This is a genomic window from Mycobacterium sp. 1165196.3 (genome assembly GCF_001673415.1).
Taxonomy (GTDB): Bacteria; Actinomycetota; Actinomycetes; order Mycobacteriales; family Mycobacteriaceae; genus Mycobacterium; species Mycobacterium europaeum_A.
This window is the reverse complement of sequence record NZ_LZLU01000063.1, coordinates 13,086-32,285: the sequence shown is the minus strand read 5'-3', so window position 1 is coordinate 32,285 and position 19,200 is coordinate 13,086. Positions and strand designations below refer to the sequence as shown.

Below are 19,200 nucleotides of genomic sequence, written 5' to 3'. Positions count from 1 at the left end.
TGGCGTAGGCCGCATCCGCGCACGCCCGGATCAACTCGGCGCGCCGGTTCTGCACGGCTTGGCGCATGATCGGCACCCACTGTTCGGCCGCGACGCCTTCCGGGTTCGGCAGGTGGTTGCGCAGCTGACGGTCGATCAGACCGTTGACCGTGGCGGCGACGGCGTCGGCGGTGAAGGCTTCGGTGCCGATCCAGCGGCCGAGCTGGCTCACCCTGGTCTGCTCGTCGCCGGCGCTAGGCGGTAGCCCGAGTTCGCCGCACAGCGAGGCCCATTGGCTGGACAGCAGCGAATCCAGCTGTTCGGTGCTCGACGCCGGGTTGCCCTTCTGCATGTGCCCGTCGAGCAGCTTGTCCACGCAGCTGCGGGCGAGCCGCTGGGCGGCGTATTCGGCGTAGCGGTCGCGGCCCATGCTCAGGCTGGAGAAACCGTAGGTGCCCCAGGGCAGCACGTCCCACGACGAGATGCCCCAGCCCAGCAGGTCCCGGTCGCCCACCGGCGACGCGGTGTTGCCCAGGTCGTAGGCGACGAACTGGTCGCTGGCCCGCCCGCTCATCATCAGTCCGGCCAGCCCGCGCGCCAGCCCCCGGTACACCGCGTACTGCGAGCCGTCCCCGAACAGGGTGCGGTCGGCGCCGATGTAGCGGCCCACCGGAAACACCCGCGCGAACGGGATCGGTTCTCCCTCACCGTGATGGTGGCCCAGGGCGCGCAGGATTCGCACGTCGTGTTCGCGGGCCGCACCGGACTGGCTGGCCACGATCTCGCCGAGCATCGCCAGCGCGTTGGCCCGCACACCGATGATGGCGCTCTGCGGCAGCGAGTCGAAAATGTCCGGGGTGACCATGAATACGCCCATCAACCGGGGATCCAGACCGGTGACCAGGGTCAGCAGCCGGCACACGTCCAAGGCCATCGACGCGCCCGCACCGCCGGCCATCGACGACACCACCAACACCAGCGGCGGTTCGTTGGGGTCGAACCTGCCCATGCCCGGCACGTCGACCGTCGACATCTCCGAGACGGTCTCGACGCGAAACAGCGTGTCCCACGCGGCCTGCAGGCGGGCGTGGATTTCGGCGGCCTTGCTCAGGGTGATCATCCGCCCGATCGCCCGGTACTGCCCGGCGCCGGCCGAGATCGGGATCGACACCTCCTGCGGGTTGCGCGGCGCCCAGGTGGCGATGGTGTCCAGCGCCGATTCGGCCGCCAGCCGTTGGGACAGCGCACCGTCAAGGACGGCGTAGCTGCTGCCCTGGGGGCCGCAGCCGACGTAGCTGCCGCCCTGGGCGGGCACGTTCGCCAGCCCCTCCGGGCCCGACTCGGCGGCGCTGGGGACGTCGATGTGCACGAATTGCCAACCGGCCAGCAGCTTTTCGATCCCAGCGGTGTGCAGTTCGGAGCGCAGCTGGTCCATCATGAGGGACAGCGTGGCGCCGCCGGAACCGCCGCAGCCCACTACCAGGAAACGTCGCATCAGGTGCCCTCTCCGAACGGGTCGAATGGATCTGGGTCATATCGATAGGAGGGTTGTGTCGCCTCGGTCGGCGGGAGCCCGGGCGGCCCGCCCTCCTTGCGCTCGTCGCGCTCATCGCGCTCGACAGGCTCGTCGTCGTACCGGTAGCCCGCGACCATCGTGTCGTCCTGGCGGGGTACCGGTTCGGGTATGGGCCGCTCCTGTGTCTCCGCCTCATTGAAACCCGGCGGCACCGGGCCCGTCGCGGCGGGCGGTGGCGGAGCCGGCCTCGGCGCCGGAACGGGAGCCGAAGGCGCCGAAACGGGCGCGCCCCCGAACGGTGAATCGGTGCCCCCGAAGGGATCGTCGCCGGCCGGGCCGGCCACGACGCCGGCGGGCGTGTCGCCGAACGGCGAGGCCGTCTCGCCCGGTGCGGCGAACGGCGCCGTCAGTCCCGCCTGCACCGCGCGCAGCCGCAGCCCGGCGAGCAGGTCGGGCAGCCGTTGGGCGATGTCCTCGTAGAGCCGCTCACGCGCGGTGGTGTCGGTGGTACCGGCCACCAACACCAGCACCTCGGCGGCGTTTTCGGGCCCGGACGGGTTGTGCAGGAGCACCCAGGTGTTGTGCACCGCCAGTGGGAGCACCGCGCGCAGGCCGGTCTTGTCCGATCCGGGAAGCTTCGACCCGACGCTGACCACGCCCTCGGCGTCGACGACCACATGGCCGGAGCCAAACGGGCTGCGCCCCAGCACGACCGAGAGGTTCACCCCGGCCACGGAGAGCTGGCGCGTGCCGCCGGGCGGCAGCCCGGTGACCGGTTGCACCAGATCGGTGTCGGCCATCGCGAACGGTTCACCGCCACGCAGCACCGCGTCGTGCTCGACCGCCACCGGGATGCGTTCGGCCAGCAGCGGATTGTCGGGAATCTTGCTGACCCACCACTTCGACGCGTACAGCAGCGCCAGGGGGATGCCGGGACCCAGCAGCAGCGCGGCGATGAGCACCAGAATGAAGTTGGTGGTGTTGAGCGGGTTGATCATCGACGCCGTGAACGCCACCGGCACGGTCTGGGCGTCGTCGGGATTGTCCAGCGTTGAAACATGAATGGGCACAGTGCCGTTGAGGCCGCCGTGGCCGTTGTGGTCGGTGTGCAAAGTGACCGACAGCTGTGCGGTCTCCCCCGCCTGCACCTTCAGGCAGTGCTGGCCCGAATTCGTCGGCGAACCCACGTGCGGCGTGCCGATGCCGTCGGGTGCGCCCGACACCGTCGCGGTATCGGTGTCGCTGATCCAGGCGCAACCGGGGCCGGTGATGTTCAGCGTCGCCGTCGCACCCTTGGCGCCCTCGACGGTGCCGAAGTCGATGCGCTCACCCGGGGTGGGCAGGCCGACCTTGGGCAGGATCTGCACGGGCACATCGACTTCCTGCGGCGACAACTGGGTGCCGGCGATCGGTCCGCCGTTCAGATCGGTGGTGTCGGCGGTGGTGATCACCAGCGACATCCGCAGCGTCGCGTGCCCCGGGGCGACCTTGGTCAGGTCGGCGTCGACGGGTTTGGCGATGTCGTCTTTGCCGGCCGCGGTCAGCAGCGGGATGGGCGCGGCGCCGTCGGGACCCAACGAGGCCGACATGGTGGCCGAGCCCGCCAGGTCGCTCGGGACCATCGGCTTGCCTTGCCCGTCAACCAAACCGAAGACGAGGCCCTTGAGGGTCTGGCCGCTGTGCCAGGCAACTTTGTCGCCGCCCGTCAGGGCCGGGAAGATGTCGGTGGTGATGTGAATGCTGACCTTGGATACCGCGTCGGGGTGCTGGCCGGTGGTGTCGACGTAGACGATCGCCCACTGCCCGCTCCAGTGCGGGGCGTTGCCGTTCTGCAGCGAGATCGTCTGCGCCGATTCGGATTGCCATTGGTAGTTCACCGAGACGCCGTCGACGTTGACGTTTTGGGCGCCGTCCTTCTTGGGCAGCGGCAGGATCTGCCCGGTCGGCGAGACGAGGTAGGGCTCGACGCCGGGCACGCCGCCGGAGCCCAGGATGTTGACCTCTTTGATTGACCGGTCCAGCACGAAGTTGTGCCGCGCCTCCGGGCACACCTTGATCGGGCACACCCCGCCCTGGTCGGTCACGCCGGGATCCGGGTTGAGGGCGTCGAACGCGAACAACATGTCGTCGATGTTGGCGACGGGAAAGAAGTCGCCGGGCACCGGATCCGTGATGGCGCCGCACGCCAGGCCCTGCAGTCCCTTGCCGGTGCTGATCGCCGACATCACGTTGAAGTCACCGGGAGTCTGCTTGGCGCCCAGCCCGATTCCCAGCATGATGATGTTGCTCGACCGCAGCTGGTCGGCCAGACCGCTGGGGCGGCAGATGGATTGGACGGCCTTCTGGGTGGTGTCCGGGATTCCGTTCGGTGAGTCCAGCGGAACCCCGTCGGCGTAGGGCTTGGTGATCGGTCGGGCGGTGAAATCGATCATGCCGTCGGAGAACCAGGCGATGGCCTGGCAGCGCTGACCCTTGTTGGCCGCGCCGCCGTGTGTGGTCAGCGCCTGCCGGGCGCCGTCGAGGGCCAGCCAATAGTCGGTGTCGATGCCGGTGTTCTTCTTGGCGATCGGATCCAGCGACGCCCCGACGCTGTCGGCGGTCGAGCCGGTGAGTTGAGTCCAATCATGTTCGGGGGCATAGGTATCGGAGAAACCGGCGACCGCGATGTCGAGTTTTGCGCTCACCCGGTCGGCGTACTTGCCCAGCGTCTGCACCAGGTAGCGGGCGGCCTGCACCCGCGCGGCCTGCGGGTCGGTCTGCTGCAGGCTGCTCGACTCGTCGAACAACAACAGCAGATCGCCGGTCTTCTGCGCGGCCAGGCATGCGCCGAACCGGCTGGCCCCCGGCGATCCGGTGGCCGACGCGACGGGCGCCCAGCCGACCAGGTTCAGCACCACGACCAAGAAGGCGGCCGCGGCGACACGCGCCAGCATCGCAAGGCCGTTGCGGCCGCGCCGTATTCGAGAGGAGTCCGCCACTACAACGTCCCCGCCCACAGCGCGATCTGCCAGGCCCCCACGGCGATTCCGATGAGGCAGACCACCAGCACCACCCAGTACAGCGTCGACGTCCAGGTCGGCGCGGAATAGATGGCCTCGGTGCGGCGCCGGGTGTCGACCCGGCTGAAGATCGCCAGGGCGCCGATCGCCAGCGGCCCGGCCGACAACCACCCGGCGACCGCGGCCGCGATCATCGGGCCGCCCAACGCGCTGGCTCCGGCGAGGGCCACACCGACGAGAGCCAGCGCCAGCGCCACCGCGAACCAGACGAGCGGCGGCCCGGCCGTCGTCAGCGCGCCCGCGCCCGCCGGGTTCGCGGTCAGCTGCCCGAAGGCGTCGCGGCCGCCGGTCGGGTCGAACGCGGGCGGGCCCGGAAACGCATCCGGGCGCGCCGGGGCCGGTCGCTGGTTGGCCCACGGATCGAAGCCGCCCGAGTAACCCCCACCCGGCTGCCCCTGCGCGGGCGCCTGGCCGCCCCCGGCCGGGGCCTGCTTGCCCGGGCCAAAGTCGCTGAAGTCAAAGGGGTTTGGTGCGTTCATCGTCGCCGATCTCAATACGGGTTCAGGCACAGGGCGAAGGAGCGGTCGGGGGGCGCGGCCACGTATACCGAGTTGCACTGGTTGCTCGAGCCCACCCGCGCGGCGACCGTGTACACCCCGTCGCGGTGCTCGCAGTCGACACCGAACAGGTCCAGGGCGTCATTGCCCGTGCTGTTGCGCAGCTGAAGCTCCACGCAGGTGCCGATCGGCACGGTGGCCAGGTCGAGCTTCGGGCCGCGCGGCACCGTGGTCGGCGGCGCGACCGACGTGATGGTTCGGGGCGGCAAGGGCCTGGGCAGCGTGGAACTGGATGCGGTCGTCGGCGTCGAACCGCTGGGACGGGTGCCCCAGTACACGCCGCCGAGGATCAGCAGGACACACATCAGGTAGCCGATCACCAGGCCGGCGATGGCGGCCGGACGACCCCGCTCACCGCTGCGATTGATCTGCGGCAAGGCGAGGTGACCCAGCACGATGCCGGCGGGCGGAACGATCACCCCGAAGATCGGCGAGAGCACCGCGAGCGTGTTGTAGTCCGCGCGCGGCGGCTGTCCGCCAAACGGCGCACCCGGGTAGCCAACCGGGGTGGTGGGCGCAGCGCCGTATGACACCGTCGGCGGCTGTCCGCCAAAGGGATCGTTGGACTGCGGCGCAAAGGGATCGTCGCTGGGATACATCAATTCACCCCTTGAAGTCGACGATGCAGGCATACACGGTCTTGTTGTGGTTCCACAGCGTCGTGGGGGTCTTACAGGCGTCGTTCGAGAGCAGCTGGGTCACCTGCAGCACGCCCTCGCGCACCTCGCACTTGACCGGGTAGATGGTGATGAAGTCCGCCTTCTCCGACGGGTCGGGCTTGTTCTGCTGGACCTCGATGCAGTCGCCCACCCGAAGATCGCTGACCGAGACGCTCGGGCGCTGCGCCGGCGGTGGCGTGATCACCGTCGTGCGCGGCGGCGTCGGCGGCACGTACGGGCTGGGGGCCGCCGTCTTGACCGTGTCCGAGTCGGACCCACTGGTCACGATCCACACCGCCAGCGCACCGACCGCCAGCACGATGATGAGGTAGGAGGCCGTCAGGCCGAAGATGGCGCGGTCGCGGCCGCGCTGGTGGCGCTGGCGGATCTGGGACAGCGCGATGTGCCCCAGCGCGGCACCGGCCGGCGCGAAGACGAACGCGAAGATGGCCGACAGCGTGGCCAGCGTGTTGGTCTCGGGCTTCGGAGCCGACGGGAAGCCACCGGACCCCGCGGGCGAATGACCGGGTTGGTGCTGCCCGAACGCCGGCCCCTGGGCACCAGGCTGACCCCCGAAAGGGTCACCGCCGAACGGATCCTGATAACCGCCGCTATAGGTCATCGGCGCCCCTCGATGCAGGGCCGGAGCTGGTCACCCATCCCCCTCATCAATGCCATCCCATTCCCCGCCACCGCGCCGTTGGGCGGCGTTCGCCGTCACCGCATGCCTGAAAACTCGTGACGTCCCACCGCAAAATCAACATAGTCGGTGCAGGCACGACGCACTCTTTTTCCACCAGAAGGACCTTTCGGTACTGCTACATATAGTGCTGCGCGGTACACACGCGCAATTTAGACTGCGGCCCGGCGTTCGCTGTCCGCTTCGCCCTGGCGTTAACTGCAGCATCGGACCGACTGCTGCAGGACGTGCATAAGTTCGCTGCGCAACGCTCGGGGGCCGACGGGCAATTAGCTCGCTCGCGGTCACGCTAGCCGGTCGCGGCTTTGGAGTTCAGAAAGGCGACTATCCCCTGGGTGACCGCGGCGGCATATTTCGCCCGGCCGTCCGGATTTTCCATTCGTGCGACGTCACCGGCGTTTTTCATGTTGCCGAGTTCGACCAGCACCGCGGGGTACTGGGCCAGGTTCAGGCCGGCGAGGTCGTCGCGTCCGTAGAGGCCGTCCGAGCCGATGTAGTTCGCCGGGGTGAAGCCGGATTGAACGAGGGCGTCGCGCATCGCATGCGCCAGCTGCACGGCGGGCCCGGCTTGGACGTCATTCAGCGGCGGGCTCGAGTAGTTGACGTGAAATCCGCTGCCGGATGGCGGCCCGCCGTCGGCGTGGATGCTCACGATCGCGTCCGGGCGCATGGCGTTGGCCGCCGCCGCGCGCTGGTCGATGCACGGCCCGACACCGTTGTCGCCGTCCCGCGACAGCTGGGTGCGCACGCCCATCTGGTTCAGCGCATCGTTGATCAACCCCACTACCGCCCAGGTGAACGCATGCTCGGGATATCCGTCGTCGGCTGCCGCGCCCGACGTTTGACACGGCTTGGTGCCGCCGCGGCCGTTGGGGACCTGCTGGTTGATCGACGCGTCGTTCACGGCGTTGTGGCCCGGGTCGAGGAAAACGGACATTCCGGCCACCCCCGCATTTGCCCGCGGGCCGGGCAGCAATGCGGCGGCGGTGACGATCGCCGGCAGGAGACCGGCGACCTTCAGGGCGTCGCGGCGTGCGATGGATCGCGGCCCGCCCGGGCAATCGCTCACCGCGCGATGGTAGCAATCGTCAGTACTCCTCCAGGGCGGCCATCAGTGCCTCCTCAACGCCCTTCAAGAAGCTGGCCGGCACGTTGTAGCCACACGTCACCATCCGGAGCCTGCCCTCGTAGGTGGTGACTCCGGTCAGATATTCGCCATCGGTCTGGCTGAGCACCACCGGTCCCCACACCGCCGTCGGGCGCAAAGGGCCTACGCCATCGAGGTTTCGCACGCCGAGGTTGGTGATCATGATGTCCCACGGACTGGTCCGGCTGAAAAGCTCCTCGGCCTCGGCGGTTTCGGCGTCGACGGTGATCATCTGTTCCAGGTCGGTTGCGGCGGCACGGATTCCGCGCGCCGATCGGGCCACCCGCAGGTGTGCGGTCGTCGCACGGGCCTGCTCCCAGAACGGTGTGCCGTCCCACGGCGTGTGTCCCGTCGCGGTCGGCACGATGCACATGGCGCAGCCGCCCTCGATTCCGAGGATCGGCCGCAGGTTCATCGGGCTGAGGACGCGGATGAATTCTTCGCCGCGGTCCGTGGCCCGCACGCGGCATTTCGCGACCACCAACGCGGCGTGCACCGTGGTGCGTTCGGCGCGGCACCGCGCTACCAGCCGCGCGGTGTCCGCATGGGTCATCGCCAGGGTGCGCACGTTGGTCGGGGTGCCATCGAAGGGACGCAGCACGCTGGGTGTGGTCATCCGCGGGTCGTCCGGCGCGGCGGGGTCCGGCGGCTCGGCCGAGTGAAGGACTTCGGCGACGATCTGTTCTTGTGGTTGCGGCACAGGCAAACTCGTCAAGGCCTCGCCGTTGAGCGCGGCGATCACGTCGCGGAGCACGACGGTGGAACTGATTCCGTCCGCGACCGTGTGGTCGAAGGTGAGCAGCACCGCGCTACGCCAAGCGCTCTGCAGCAACAACGCTCGTATCAGCGGCGCCCGCGAACGGTCGAACGGCCGGGTGAGCTCCTCGGCCGCGGCTGCTTGCCAGGCCAGCTCCGGGCCGCGGCGCACGGTCAGCTCGACGGGCGCGACGTCCGCCGCGCGATAGAAGCCCAGACGCGAGCCGAGGTGGTCCTCGATGTGCACGGATAGCAGGGGATGGCGTCGCAGAACGGCGGCCAAGGCGGCCCGCAGCGGCTTTTCGGCAAGCACCGCACCGAATTCCGCCACGATCGAGAAATGCGCGGGATTGCGTTCGCTGTAGCGATAGAAGAGCCGCTCCGCCGCTCCCAGGGGGCGCACGAGGGTCGTCACCTGGCCGTGCTGCGGATTGTTCACGATCGCCGAACCTCCAACCGCCGGTAAAGCGCTGCGACACAACGCAGACGGAACCCCGGCCGAGTCGGTTCATCCACGGAGACGAATTCATCCGACGTTCAACTGCCACCACGCTCGATACCCCGCGCGACCAGTGTGGCGCCGCCCGCTTGCCCCGGGCTCCCCACGTTTGCGTCACGTTTCCCACAGATCGCGACATCGGGCCTGGAGTAAGCGATGCCGTGCCGATGCACCGGATGCCTCGCCATACTAAAAAGTATGTTACGGTCTCGGGCATGTCCGTGGTCGAACGCCAACCGCTGCACGGCGTCACCGACGAATTCGTTGCGCGGCTGGCCGATCGCGCCGAGGAGGCCGAGCGATTGCGGCGCCTGCCCGCCGCGACGATCAGCGATTTCCGGCAGACCGACCTGTTTCGGTTACTGCTGCCAGCCCGGTTCGGCGGCCTTCAGGCCTCGTTTCCCGAACTGCTGCAACCGATTCGGCGGATGGCGCACGGCTGCGCGTCCAGCGCCTGGACGCTGGGGTTCTACGCGCTGCACAACTGGATGCTGTCGCTGTTCAATCCGCGCGTTCAGGACGAGGTCTTCGCGTCCGGCCCAGTGCTGGCGCCGGCTCCCCTGGCCCCCACCGGCCGGGGCGTGCCGGTCGACGGTGGCGTGCGCCTGACCGGCAGGTGGTCCTGGGCGACCGGTGCGATGGATGCCGATTGGATGATCGTCGGCGCGCTCATCGAACGGCAGGACCGTATCGATCCGGTGCTCGTCGTGCTGCCCGCCGACCGGGTCGAGGTGGTAGACACCTGGCAGACGGCCGGCATGCGCGGCACCGGTTCGCATGATCTCGTCATCACCGACGTGTTCGTCCCCGAGCACCGAGTGGTCGCCGTGGCCGACATCTACGGCGGGACGGCACCCGGCGCGGCTGCACACGGGGTCGCGACGTACCGGTGGCCGATGGTTCCGGCGCTGGCGCTGACGGCGTCGATGCCCGTGCTCGGGACCGCGGAGCGGGTGACCGAACTCTTCGCCGAACGGCTCAGCGAGCGCGTGCTGGCCTACAGCGGGGTGGCGCAGAAAGACCAGCCCGCCGCTCAGATCAGGCTGGGCGAGGCTCGGGTGCGGCTGAGTTCACTGCGGGCGCTGGTGGCTCGGACCGCCGACGAGATCGAGTCGATCGTCGTCAGCGGCGAACGGGTGAGCCGGTCGGTGCGGGCCGACGCGCGGTTGGCGGCCGCGCGCACCGTGCACGAAAGCCGGGCGATCATCGCCGATCTCATGGAGGCCGCGGGCGCCAGCGCACACTTCTTGTCGAGCCCACTGCAGCGCGCCAAGCGCGACGTGGATATCGCCGCGGGACATGTCGTGTTCGACTACGACACCAGTCGAGAGTTGGCCGGGGCGTTGGCGATTGGCGCGAAGATCTCACCCATCGCCATGATCTGATTTGGCTTGGCCCGTCCCCGACTCGCCCAGCATCACGGCCAGGAATCTTTCTCGTTGAGCCACCGAGCGGGCCTGCTCGGCCGAGGTCGTGAGGTGCAGCAGGCCGATCCCTGCGGCGAAGGTCAGTTCGGCGCGCAGTCTGGCGTCCTCGTAGCTCAAACCGTAGTCGCAGTAGGCCTTTATCACGGTGCGCAGCAGCAGCCGGTCGGCGGCGCGGATGTTCTCGGCCGCCACCGGGTCCAGGCGGGCCCATTCGCGCATCGCCCGCTCGAGCACCCAGTATTTGGGGCTGACCAGCGTTTCGGTCAGGGCCGACAGCCGTTCCCGCGGAGGTAGCCCGTCGAGCTCGGTCAGCGCCTGACGGTCGCGCTCCAGGAATTTGTTCCACGACTCGACCAGTGCGGCCCGATACGCTTCGATGTCCTCGAAGTGCCAGTAGAAGCTGCCGCGGGTGACACCCGCCTGCTGGCAGAGGCGTTCGACCTTGAGTGCGCGCACTCCCTCATGGGCAAGGACGGTGTAACCCACCTCGAGCCAGTCCTCGGCTGACAGGCGGGTCGACGGCTGCTTGCGCTCCACCATTCCATGGACATTACGGGAGGCCCCCCTGGTCGGAGGGAAGATTAGGCAATCTCGGTAATTACTTTTCGCCTGACCCCGTCGGCGGGACGGGGAGCCGGGCGGTCTCGTCGAGGTCCACGTCGAGCGCGTTGAGCATCAGCGCCAGGCCCGCGTATCGGGCGATGACCATCAGCGCTTCGACGGTGGCCTCCGAGCCGAGGGCGGTGTGCACTTCTTGGAAGAGCGGTTCGGCGACGCGGCGGGTGGTCACCAGTTCGGTCGTCAGGTCTAGCACCGCCAGCTCGGTAGCGTCGAATTGGCTTGTTTTCCAGTCGGATTCGGAGGTGATGGCGTCGATCTCGGTGCGGTCGACTCCCACCGTTTGTGCGACGTCCTGGTGTTGGCCGAGTTCGTAGGGGCAGTCCATCAGGTAGGCGGTGCGCAGCACGATCAGTTCGCAAAGCCTTCTGGGCAACACCGGGCTGGTCAGCGCGGCGTCGCCGGCCACCATCCAGCCGGTGAACACCTTTTCGGCGTTGGCCAGCGCGCGGTACACGTTGAGATTGCCCCGCCGCGCGGTTAACTCGCGGGCTCTGTCGGGCATCTGTTCGGGCTGGCGATACGGGATCCGGGTCACTTTGGCAGTTCCTGGTCGGGGCTGGAAAAGCTCGGGGTGTCGATCTCGAGGTCGACGGCGTTGAGCACGAGCGCCAGGCCGTAGTAGCAGCTGACGATCATCAGCAATTCGGTGAGCGCCTCGTCGCCGAGCAGGGCATGGGCCGTGGCGAAGGTCTCGTCACTCAGGTGGCGGGTGGTGCACAGCTCGGTGACCGTGTCGATGACGGTGCGTTCGTCGTCGGTGAAGCCGGCCGCGTCGAGGTCCGCTTTGTTCTGGATGGCATCGATCTGCTGGTCGGTGAGCCCCGCAGTGCGGCCGAAGATGACGTGCTGGGCCAGTTCGTAGGGCGAGTCCTGCAGGTGGCCCACCCGCAGGATGATCACTTCGCGCATCCGCGGGGTGAAGGTGGGACTTTTGAACAGTTCGCCCGTCATCTGTGCCCAGCCGTCAAAGATGTTGGGCGCGTTGGCGATTAGTTTCAGCACGTTGAGGGTGTCCGGGCGTGCGATGGGTTGCTTGATCCCCTCGGGTTGGCGGTCGGTGCTGACCAGAGGCATTCGCGTCATCGTCGAGGTCCTTTCTTGCGCGTCGGGTGCTTCGACTGTAGTGAACACCGCAATTCTTCGATTGCGTTTGATTGCAGGTTATTTCGCTTCGGGTCGCGACGTCACTTGGTGACGATAGCCGAGTTGTAGTTCGGGGCCCACGCCTGCTCGAAGACGGCGATGGGGACTTGCTCGTCGCGGCCGGTACTGATGCCGCTGTCGTTGAGATGGACCACACCGGCCCTGCTGTCAATGCCGGTGACCACCACGAAGTGGTTTGCATAATTCCGCTTCCCGGGGCGGTTCCAAATTGTTTCGGCATTGAGAATGGCGATGACCTTGTGGTTGCCGCTCAGCTTGCGCGCCACGGCGGCGGTATCGGTCTGAATGTTCTCGGCTCTGATCCAGTAGTGCCACAGCAGTACCGGAAGGTCGGCGATATCAGTGGTGCCCGTCGGCGTCCAGATCGGTTTGTGACCCGCTGTGCTCGCTGTGTTTTCGGCCAGAGTGATCATCTGCTGTTCGGATGGCTCGCGTCCGGTAATTTGGCCGACCACATCGGCCACCGCCATTTCCCCACAGTCGGAAGCGTGTTGTTCGCGCCAGTAGGACGCGGCCGCGACGGGATCGCCATGCATTCCCAACTCATGGTCGGCGTCGGGGACGGGAACGCCCGGGTTGGCGTGCACCATGGCTGCCGATATCACCGGCCACGCGGCAACCGCGGCCAACAAAGCGACCCGGCCGAACGTTCGTGCGGCGCTGGCGACCTTTGCCCGCGAGATGCTCGTCATGGGTGTCCGCTCCGGGGCCGCCGCAACGGCTTATAGATGTGACGAAAAAAGCTTCAGGTTGTGGCCCTGGACGGAGATTTAACAGAAACTCGGCAAAAATACCGCACGACACGCGGATAGTTATTGCTATCAAATCAAACTGGTAGCCGTAAGGCCCAAGACTGGGTGACGCACGACGAGCACCCCGACGGCCAGTGCGAACGCAGACCGCGTGCGCAGCGCATCGGCTCCGGCGCGAAAGTTGTGCTTGGTTCTGCACAAGATCGGCTGCAATAGCACGCAGCGGGACCTTCATCTCCAGGCATCGGCGAAGCATGTCAAAGGCGTGGTCGTATGAAATCAGGCAGCTGCTTGGCGAGAACGGCATGAGTGGGGTCGGGGCCCGGACTCAGCGTCGGCACCGTTTCCCAGGTTTCGCGGGCGACGACGGCAATCCCGTAGTCGATTTCAAGGTCAAGGGGCAAGGCGCCGCTCGGATTACTGACCACCGCGTAATCCCACCGTTTCGTTTGTTGGACTCTCGAGTGCTGAATCTGGAGTCGGCGTTGGGGGCCTGTTGCGCCCGTCAGAGGCCAGCACACTGAATTATAAAGAGAGTAGATTTATATGGAGCGTAGACAGGCACCGCCGAGATCACTATAGAAAGCGCAGAGGTTCCGCCGACCGTCGCCGAATGCTGTGTAGTCTGCACAGGCTCCCCATGGCGTCTTGCTAAGACTTCTCGACTACCACGTCGTCTGGCTTCGCTGAATTGACAACAGTCCACTGAATGAGATTGCTCCTCGGGATCGCTTGGGCAGGAACAGCAATCGAGATCAACCCGACGAGCTGGTCCCGCGTAACCGGCGTCGAGGCATCGTCGGGATCGCGATCAGGCACGACCGACACGAGGACGACGCCTCTCGTCGACGATTGTCCCAGCACCGGAACAGCATTGTTCTCGACAATAGGCCTGATGGCCGCTCGGTGCTTGCGATCCGACCCGACGAAGTCGATTCGCCCGGCGCGGCGCCTACGCTTAACGATGGACACATAGCCGCCCAGCTCGGGGATATCGAAGAGTCGTCCACCAGTGTTGGGCCACGTCCACACAACTGCCCAGTCACTGATGCGCTGGTCATGGGTAGCTTTTTCAAAGAAGCCGGTGAAAGCTTTGATGTTGGCCTTGTATTCGGCGTGCCATGCGAGCTTCTTGAACAGCTGAAGAAACTCGGTGGCGTCGATCAGACCGACCCTCGCCCGCTGCCGGTAACGCGATTTCCCGTCGAGCTCGTAAGGAAGCATGACTTCGGTCTTCGCGTGCGTGAGAAGCGGCACGATGATGTCGTCAAAGTTCGAGCGGTTTGCTGCGTCATGGCGGGTAGGGATGCCATAGAGGTCCTGTACGTCCGCTGGCGCCTTACTGGCGATGACGGCATTCCACATCTTGTTGCGGGCGGTCGGTTTTAGCCACGGTAGGTGCTGGCTGACGAGTGGCGGGATATGTCGCGGCTCCAGCATGGGCATGCCATTCTCGTCGAACCCTTCGTACTGCCTGAGCTCGGCTCTAAACGCTTCCTCGTCCATCAACAGCGCTTCGTACGCCTCGTACAGATCAACGTTGGCGTCTCGGCGGATATACAGCCGAACGAGGTCCTGGTAGCCGGGTCGGAACCCGAACCAGCGGCCAGCCTGCATTAGGGTGTCCGCCTGACCAGCCTTGCGCCTGAAGTACGAGATCGTCAGACCTTCGACGGTAAAGCCTCGGCTTAACTGCGTGCCACCTACGAGGATCCGCCAGACCTTGTCGGCTTCGAAATCGAGTTTCTTTTGCTGCTTTTGGATCTCCTTATCGGAGTTGACAATCAGAACCGGGTTGCTGTCAATTGTCATCTGTGCAAGGGCATCTCCGATGAAGGGTTTGAGTGCTTCGAAGGAAGGCGGAATGGCTTCGTCCTTTGCGCGCGCGTTCATCACGGGGAGAAAGTCTTGCTCGTAAAGGCTTCGCAGACGGGCGAATCCCTCTTTCGAATTGAACTTTGAGGTGCTCCAGATCCCGCGGACGTCGTTGGCCGTGTCGGCATGGACGCTCGTACTGGTTGATTCATGAACGAGCATTGTGTGGTGTCGGTAAGTTCTTGCCGAAAAAACTTCCCGATACTTCTTGATGGCTCCGGTGAGCACCCATGCATCGAGCGCCTCTTGCAGTTCAGCGATGCGACGGTCAGGGTCGGTATCCGTGTCTCCGACAAGCGCCCGTACGTGGGCCAGCTCGTTGGAATTCGCGACGGTTCTCGCCTCTTCGTCCCAACGCGTGCCTACATCGTGGAACTCCTGGACACCCATGTACGCAGGAGGTCGGTCAAGCGAGAGCACAAAGTCGGCGGGGAAAAGGTCTCGTTCGTCATCCGGATCAACGAAGACGTTGGCGAACGGTGTGGCGGTGTATCCAACATACTGTGCCCGAGGACAGATCTGTAGGATCTTGGTGATCAGTTCATTGATCGTTGTCCGCTTACGGTTCGCCGCGGAATTCTTGTTCCACTTCGCCGGGTTCGTCGTGTCTACGGAGGCCTGGTCGGACTCATCATCGATGATGAGGACCGGCAGTTCGGCAAGGTCGTTCTTGAGGGGCTTCAGATCTTGGATTAACTTCTTCAAGGGGGCGCTGTTTTTCTTGATGATCGCCACGTACGCGTCCGAGTTGAAAAGATTGACCTCATCGTTGAGCGGTTTCTGCTTGTTTCGGCGCGCGAATTTTAACTTCGTCATGGCTTGCGGTAGGCGCTTGTAGTCACTGTGGTGGCTGGTCACGCGCGAAATGCGAACGACGCCTGGAACATCCAACGCCGTACCATGCTTTACGAAGTTGTCAGCATGCCACTCAACATCCTGCTGGTAGTCGAGTTCTTTCGCGACTACCGGGTCCGTCGGGTCTTGGCCAGCGAGGATGTTCTCTACGCCCATGAGCTCCATGTCGATGCGCCGCTGAGTCTGAGATCGAAGGATCTCGATTGTGCCGGTCAGCACGATGATGAGCCGGTAACCCGCATCGATCGCCTTGGCCGCCACTCCCGTGAAGTTGGCGGTCTTGCCGCTCTGGACGTAGCCAACGACGAGACCCTTGGTTTGCTTCACTTCGAGCCGCGTGGGACGCGTGAGCCGTTCGATCACATCGGTTGTCGTCTGGTCAAGCGAGGCGATCGACGGGGCTGGCCACTTCTTCGTGTCGCGAAGGTACGCCTCATAATCGTCCCAGTAAACGCTCGTTCGTAACTTTCGCTCTTCGGCGTACCAAGGCTCGAAATTCTTCGAGATGACAATGGCCTGGATTTCGAACACATCCACCCTTTGGGTGAAAGCTGCTGCGACCTCATCCGAGAGCCCAAGTGCGGCGTATATCGCTGCGCGCCGCTCCTTTGTCCGCGCCGGTGTGGGGTTGCCCGCGGCGTCAGGGAGCTCGCCTTGGTTGTCCCACTTGGCGAGTGCTATGCGCGACTGTGTCAGCGACGTATCGTTCTCGTCGGCATTGATAATGAAGGCCGCAAGATCTTGATCATTTACATGGGTACCCGAAAGAACTTGCAGCAAGGGGCCAATCGGGGCTGGCTGCTGATTCTTAAGCGCAACAAAGAGATTCGTCAATGCATCTGCCCACCCGGGGCGTTGGTCGGTCACTACGTCAATTCTCCTGGAAGTCCACGAATCCACCAATGGGGTCAGGCAGCCGCTCGTGATCCAAATCGGTCACATCTACTTTGTAGGAAACCTCCGACAAGAGACCAAAGTTCGGTACGACCGGCGCCAAAAGGGCCGGGGTCATCGCTGGGAAGTCAGCGGTTACTTCGTATGCGCGCGGCTCGGACCGGAGCACCCAGAACGTCAAGTACAGGTCGGCGTCTTCGTCCTGCCATCCGAGTGCATCCAGACTCTCGTCGATGGCGACCTGATAGCCGCCTGCGGTCGTCCGCACTTGTGCCACGATTTGCGGCAAGGTGCGACCAACGTCCGGGGAGCTCCGAGTCAATTGAATCGACAGAAGGCTTAAAGGCACGTTTCTTAGCGGCACAAGCTGGGCCAACCCATTAATCATGTGCTTACGCCGCTCGCTAGTGGTGGTCTTAACCTCAATATGGACGGCGTCGAAAGCGAAGTCGTGCTCCTCCGAAAACGGACCCTGCCAAGCGGCGATCGCCGGCCCAGCGCCGATCTCGTGTATGAGGAACTCGAGGAGCAAGAGCTCACCAAAGAGACCTACTTCTTTCTCGGTTGTAAGGCCACCTCGGCTTGCGAGCACGTTGCGGTGCCGGGCCACGGCCGCTGCGACTGCAGCTGCGAGTGGGAGCTTTTCAAGTTGAAGTTCATCAGCGATCGTGGCTAGCAGGCCGTATGCTCCGTGTGCGTTGCCCTGCACTCGTACTGTCAACTCAGCGAGTTCCGTATCGCCCTCGACGACCGCCTTAAAGTGGATGTTTTTTAGTTTTGCGACGTCAGGCTCTGGAATGGCATAAGGCGCGACCAGCGTGATGAGGCTGTTTTTCGGATCAAGCTGCAGGCGGCAGGTAGGGTCACCTTTGATGGGCAAGACCATCGGCGCGCCGTTCTTCCACAAGTGGTCGAGCGTCGTGAATGTAAGATGGCGTGCGTCGCCAACTGATTCGGTCATCAGTGCCTCTATCCCCATCCACGCATACGCTGCTCGGCGATCACAGCAGCGCCGAGAATGCTTTTCCACAAAGCGATCTCATCCTTGTCTCTGGCCCCAAGATGTTGGCCCTCGAAGAGGTGATGGGTCAACAGGAACATCAAAGCCTTCAACACGGGTGCGTCATTCAGACTGCCGCCGTTGGGCGCAAACAGAGGTCGGTAGCGACTATTCAGTGACAGCGTCTTGCTACGCAGATCGACGTCGAAGAACTCCCCTTCCGGCATTCGCCGCCACTTGAGGTCGATTGAATCACCTTGGATATAGGGCAGCTCAGAGCCGATCCGTTTGCGGACCGCCGGCGCAAAACCCTTATCGGGTCTGATCACGGGATTGCGCTTCCGTTTTCGCTTGTTCGCCTCCGCGTAGACCGACTCCGCATCCTGCAGGTATTCAATGAACGTCGTGCCGTCCGCAGCGGCCGCTCGGCTGACCGCGTCGTGAAAGATGGGCTCGAACTTCAGACCGCTCTTTTCAGGGTTCATGGTTAGGAAATGCCCAATGGCGTCGGTGTCCTCAAGCACGACGCGAGCCAGTTGCCGAGCAGCGCTTGGGTTAGCGGTGTCGGACCAGCCGCCGATCTGAAGTAGGCGGTCGTTGCGGTAGATGTAAAACCCTTGAAATTGTTCCCCAGGCTTAGCACCGATTCGAAATCCGGTGATGTCCGACTTGGCTGGCCAGATGTGGCATGCGAGCTTCACCCGTGTATCACCGGCGGCGGCAATTAGGTGCTTCGGGTACTGGGGATGCCCAGACCGCGCGTAACCAAATGGGTTGATCGGCATTACGGGAATGCCTGGTTCGGCGAGCGCCTCATTCCGTTCGTCGACGAGGACATTGATCTGCAATCGCTTCTCAGCGAGCAACCTGTGGAACGTGACGCCCAGATGTGCACGCAGCGCATCGTTTCGGGTGGCAAGCCATTGACGTGCCTCATGCATGCTGTGACCGCGATAGGCATTGCGCACTTCGGTCCAGATGACCGATGTGCCTTCTGCCGAGCCTAGGATTGCTTGACGCTCAGAGCCATGTTGGGCGGCGGCGTCGGCTGAAAGGACTTCGCAAGTGAAATCGCGGGAGAAGTCCGCTCGCCGAATTCGCCGTCCCACGGGAATCGCTGCATACTTGCTGGACCATACGGTGAGTACATCGCTGTGTCCGAAAGATGCTGCCTTGAGTCCCATACCGAAATGTCCGAGGTCTCCTTGGGTGTAGGCGCGCTGGTGGCCAATGGTCATCGCGGCGTTGATCGACTCCGCATCCATGCCCCTGCCGTTGTCGTGGACCTCCACCTCGACGAGTCGATCCCCTTGGGTAAGCAACCTGACCGAGACGTTGGTCGCACCAGCATCGATGCTGTTGTCGACAAGGTCTGCGATTGCGGACTCCAACGTGTGGTTGGCCCCAAGGCTTTTGACCAGTCCTGCGTCCGGAGCAAGGGTGATCCGTCGTACGACGTCGTGGTCTACGCTCATGACTCGACGGCCGCCCGCGCAGCTGATTTCTTCGCCGCTCGAACGCATTGAGCGGACGTCGGCGGTGGGGCCATGAACGGGGCATCGCCGAGGCTCTCGATGATCGTGTGGCGGAGCGCGCGATCGACGCACTGATGTTCTTGCGCCAAGAACTCGTCAGACGGCGCGCTCTGGCCATCGACCGGTCGCGCGAATAAGACGGGATGAGTAGCACGCCGTCGGCGAGCCCACCAGAAGTAGCGCACGGACAAGCGCACGCGGAGAT

The 19,200-nt window shown here is 64.8% G+C and carries 16 protein-coding genes; 1 reads left to right on the top strand and 15 read right to left on the bottom strand.

What is annotated here, in order from left to right; all coding sequences use genetic code 11:
• From A5659_RS06495 to A5659_RS06465, 7 genes are all read right to left on the bottom strand, one after another.
• Positions 1 to 1,474: tubulin-like doman-containing protein (locus tag A5659_RS06495; protein ID WP_231997756.1), on the bottom strand; the 1,474-nt coding region annotated here is incomplete at its 3' end.
• Entirely contained in the window at positions 1,474 to 4,428 is a 2,955-nt protein-coding gene (locus A5659_RS06490; RefSeq protein WP_067025611.1) for a VWA domain-containing protein, read from the bottom strand. The genes A5659_RS06490 and A5659_RS06495, both read right to left, overlap by 1 nt.
• 44 nt (positions 4,429 to 4,472) lie before the next feature.
• Positions 4,473 to 5,033, bottom strand: a complete 561-nt coding sequence (locus A5659_RS06485; protein ID WP_067025614.1) for a hypothetical protein — start codon at positions 5,031 to 5,033, stop codon at positions 4,473 to 4,475.
• Between the two features lie 11 nt (positions 5,034 to 5,044).
• Complete coding sequence (locus A5659_RS06480; protein ID WP_066871526.1) at positions 5,045 to 5,710, bottom strand: DUF4190 domain-containing protein; 666 nt, start codon at positions 5,708 to 5,710, stop codon at positions 5,045 to 5,047.
• Between the two features lie 4 nt (positions 5,711 to 5,714).
• On the bottom strand, positions 5,715 to 6,392 hold the full coding sequence (locus tag A5659_RS06475) for a DUF4190 domain-containing protein (protein WP_067025618.1): 678 nt from the start codon (positions 6,390 to 6,392) through the stop codon (positions 5,715 to 5,717).
• Between the two features lie 367 nt (positions 6,393 to 6,759).
• Positions 6,760 to 7,539: an Rv3717 family N-acetylmuramoyl-L-alanine amidase gene (locus tag A5659_RS06470; RefSeq protein ID WP_067025621.1), complete on the bottom strand. Its 780-nt coding sequence runs from the start codon at positions 7,537 to 7,539 to the stop codon at positions 6,760 to 6,762.
• Between the two features lie 19 nt (positions 7,540 to 7,558).
• Positions 7,559 to 8,812, bottom strand: coding sequence for a condensation domain-containing protein (locus tag A5659_RS06465; RefSeq protein WP_067179893.1), 1,254 nt, complete (start codon positions 8,810 to 8,812; stop codon positions 7,559 to 7,561).
• Positions 8,813 to 9,087: 275 nt separating this feature from the next.
• Here A5659_RS06465 and A5659_RS06460 point away from each other — a divergent pair, with 275 nt between their 5' ends.
• Entirely contained in the window at positions 9,088 to 10,257 is a 1,170-nt protein-coding gene (locus tag A5659_RS06460; RefSeq protein WP_067179890.1) for an acyl-CoA dehydrogenase, read from the top strand.
• Here the strand turns inward: A5659_RS06460 and A5659_RS06455 are convergent.
• The 8 genes from A5659_RS06455 to A5659_RS06425 all read right to left on the bottom strand — a co-directional run bounded on the left by A5659_RS06455 (position 10,237) and on the right by A5659_RS06425 (position 18,935).
• Positions 10,237 to 10,839 (bottom strand): TetR/AcrR family transcriptional regulator, encoded by a 603-nt coding sequence (locus A5659_RS06455; RefSeq protein ID WP_066880064.1) that lies wholly within the window; start codon positions 10,837 to 10,839, stop codon positions 10,237 to 10,239. The two genes, A5659_RS06460 and A5659_RS06455, sit on opposite strands and share 21 nt — an antisense overlap.
• Before the next feature lie 58 nt (positions 10,840 to 10,897).
• Entirely contained in the window at positions 10,898 to 11,455 is a 558-nt protein-coding gene (locus A5659_RS06450) for a carboxymuconolactone decarboxylase family protein (RefSeq protein ID WP_067179887.1), read from the bottom strand.
• Positions 11,452 to 12,003: a carboxymuconolactone decarboxylase family protein gene (locus A5659_RS06445; RefSeq protein WP_156748867.1), complete on the bottom strand. Its 552-nt coding sequence runs from the start codon at positions 12,001 to 12,003 to the stop codon at positions 11,452 to 11,454. The genes A5659_RS06450 and A5659_RS06445 overlap by 4 nt, the downstream gene beginning before the upstream one ends.
• Positions 12,004 to 12,104: 101 nt before the next feature.
• Positions 12,105 to 12,776, bottom strand: a complete 672-nt coding sequence (locus A5659_RS06440) for a hypothetical protein (protein WP_067023470.1) — start codon at positions 12,774 to 12,776, stop codon at positions 12,105 to 12,107.
• Positions 12,777 to 13,093: 317 nt separating this feature from the next.
• On the bottom strand, positions 13,094 to 13,264 hold the full coding sequence (locus tag A5659_RS27625) for a hypothetical protein (protein WP_156748865.1): 171 nt from the start codon (positions 13,262 to 13,264) through the stop codon (positions 13,094 to 13,096).
• A 223-nt stretch (positions 13,265 to 13,487) separates the two neighbouring features.
• Positions 13,488 to 16,433 (bottom strand): Z1 domain-containing protein, encoded by a 2,946-nt coding sequence (locus A5659_RS06435; RefSeq protein ID WP_067023468.1) that lies wholly within the window; start codon positions 16,431 to 16,433, stop codon positions 13,488 to 13,490.
• A gap of 4 nt (positions 16,434 to 16,437) precedes the next feature.
• Positions 16,438 to 17,421, bottom strand: a complete 984-nt coding sequence (locus A5659_RS06430; protein WP_231997755.1) for a PD-(D/E)XK motif protein — start codon at positions 17,419 to 17,421, stop codon at positions 16,438 to 16,440.
• An 8-nt stretch (positions 17,422 to 17,429) separates the two neighbouring features.
• Positions 17,430 to 18,935 carry an ATP-binding protein gene (locus A5659_RS06425; protein WP_067023465.1) on the bottom strand — a complete coding sequence of 502 codons (1,506 nt, stop codon included), beginning with the start codon at positions 18,933 to 18,935 and terminating at the stop codon, positions 17,430 to 17,432.
• Positions 18,936 to 19,200: the final 265 nt, after the last annotated feature.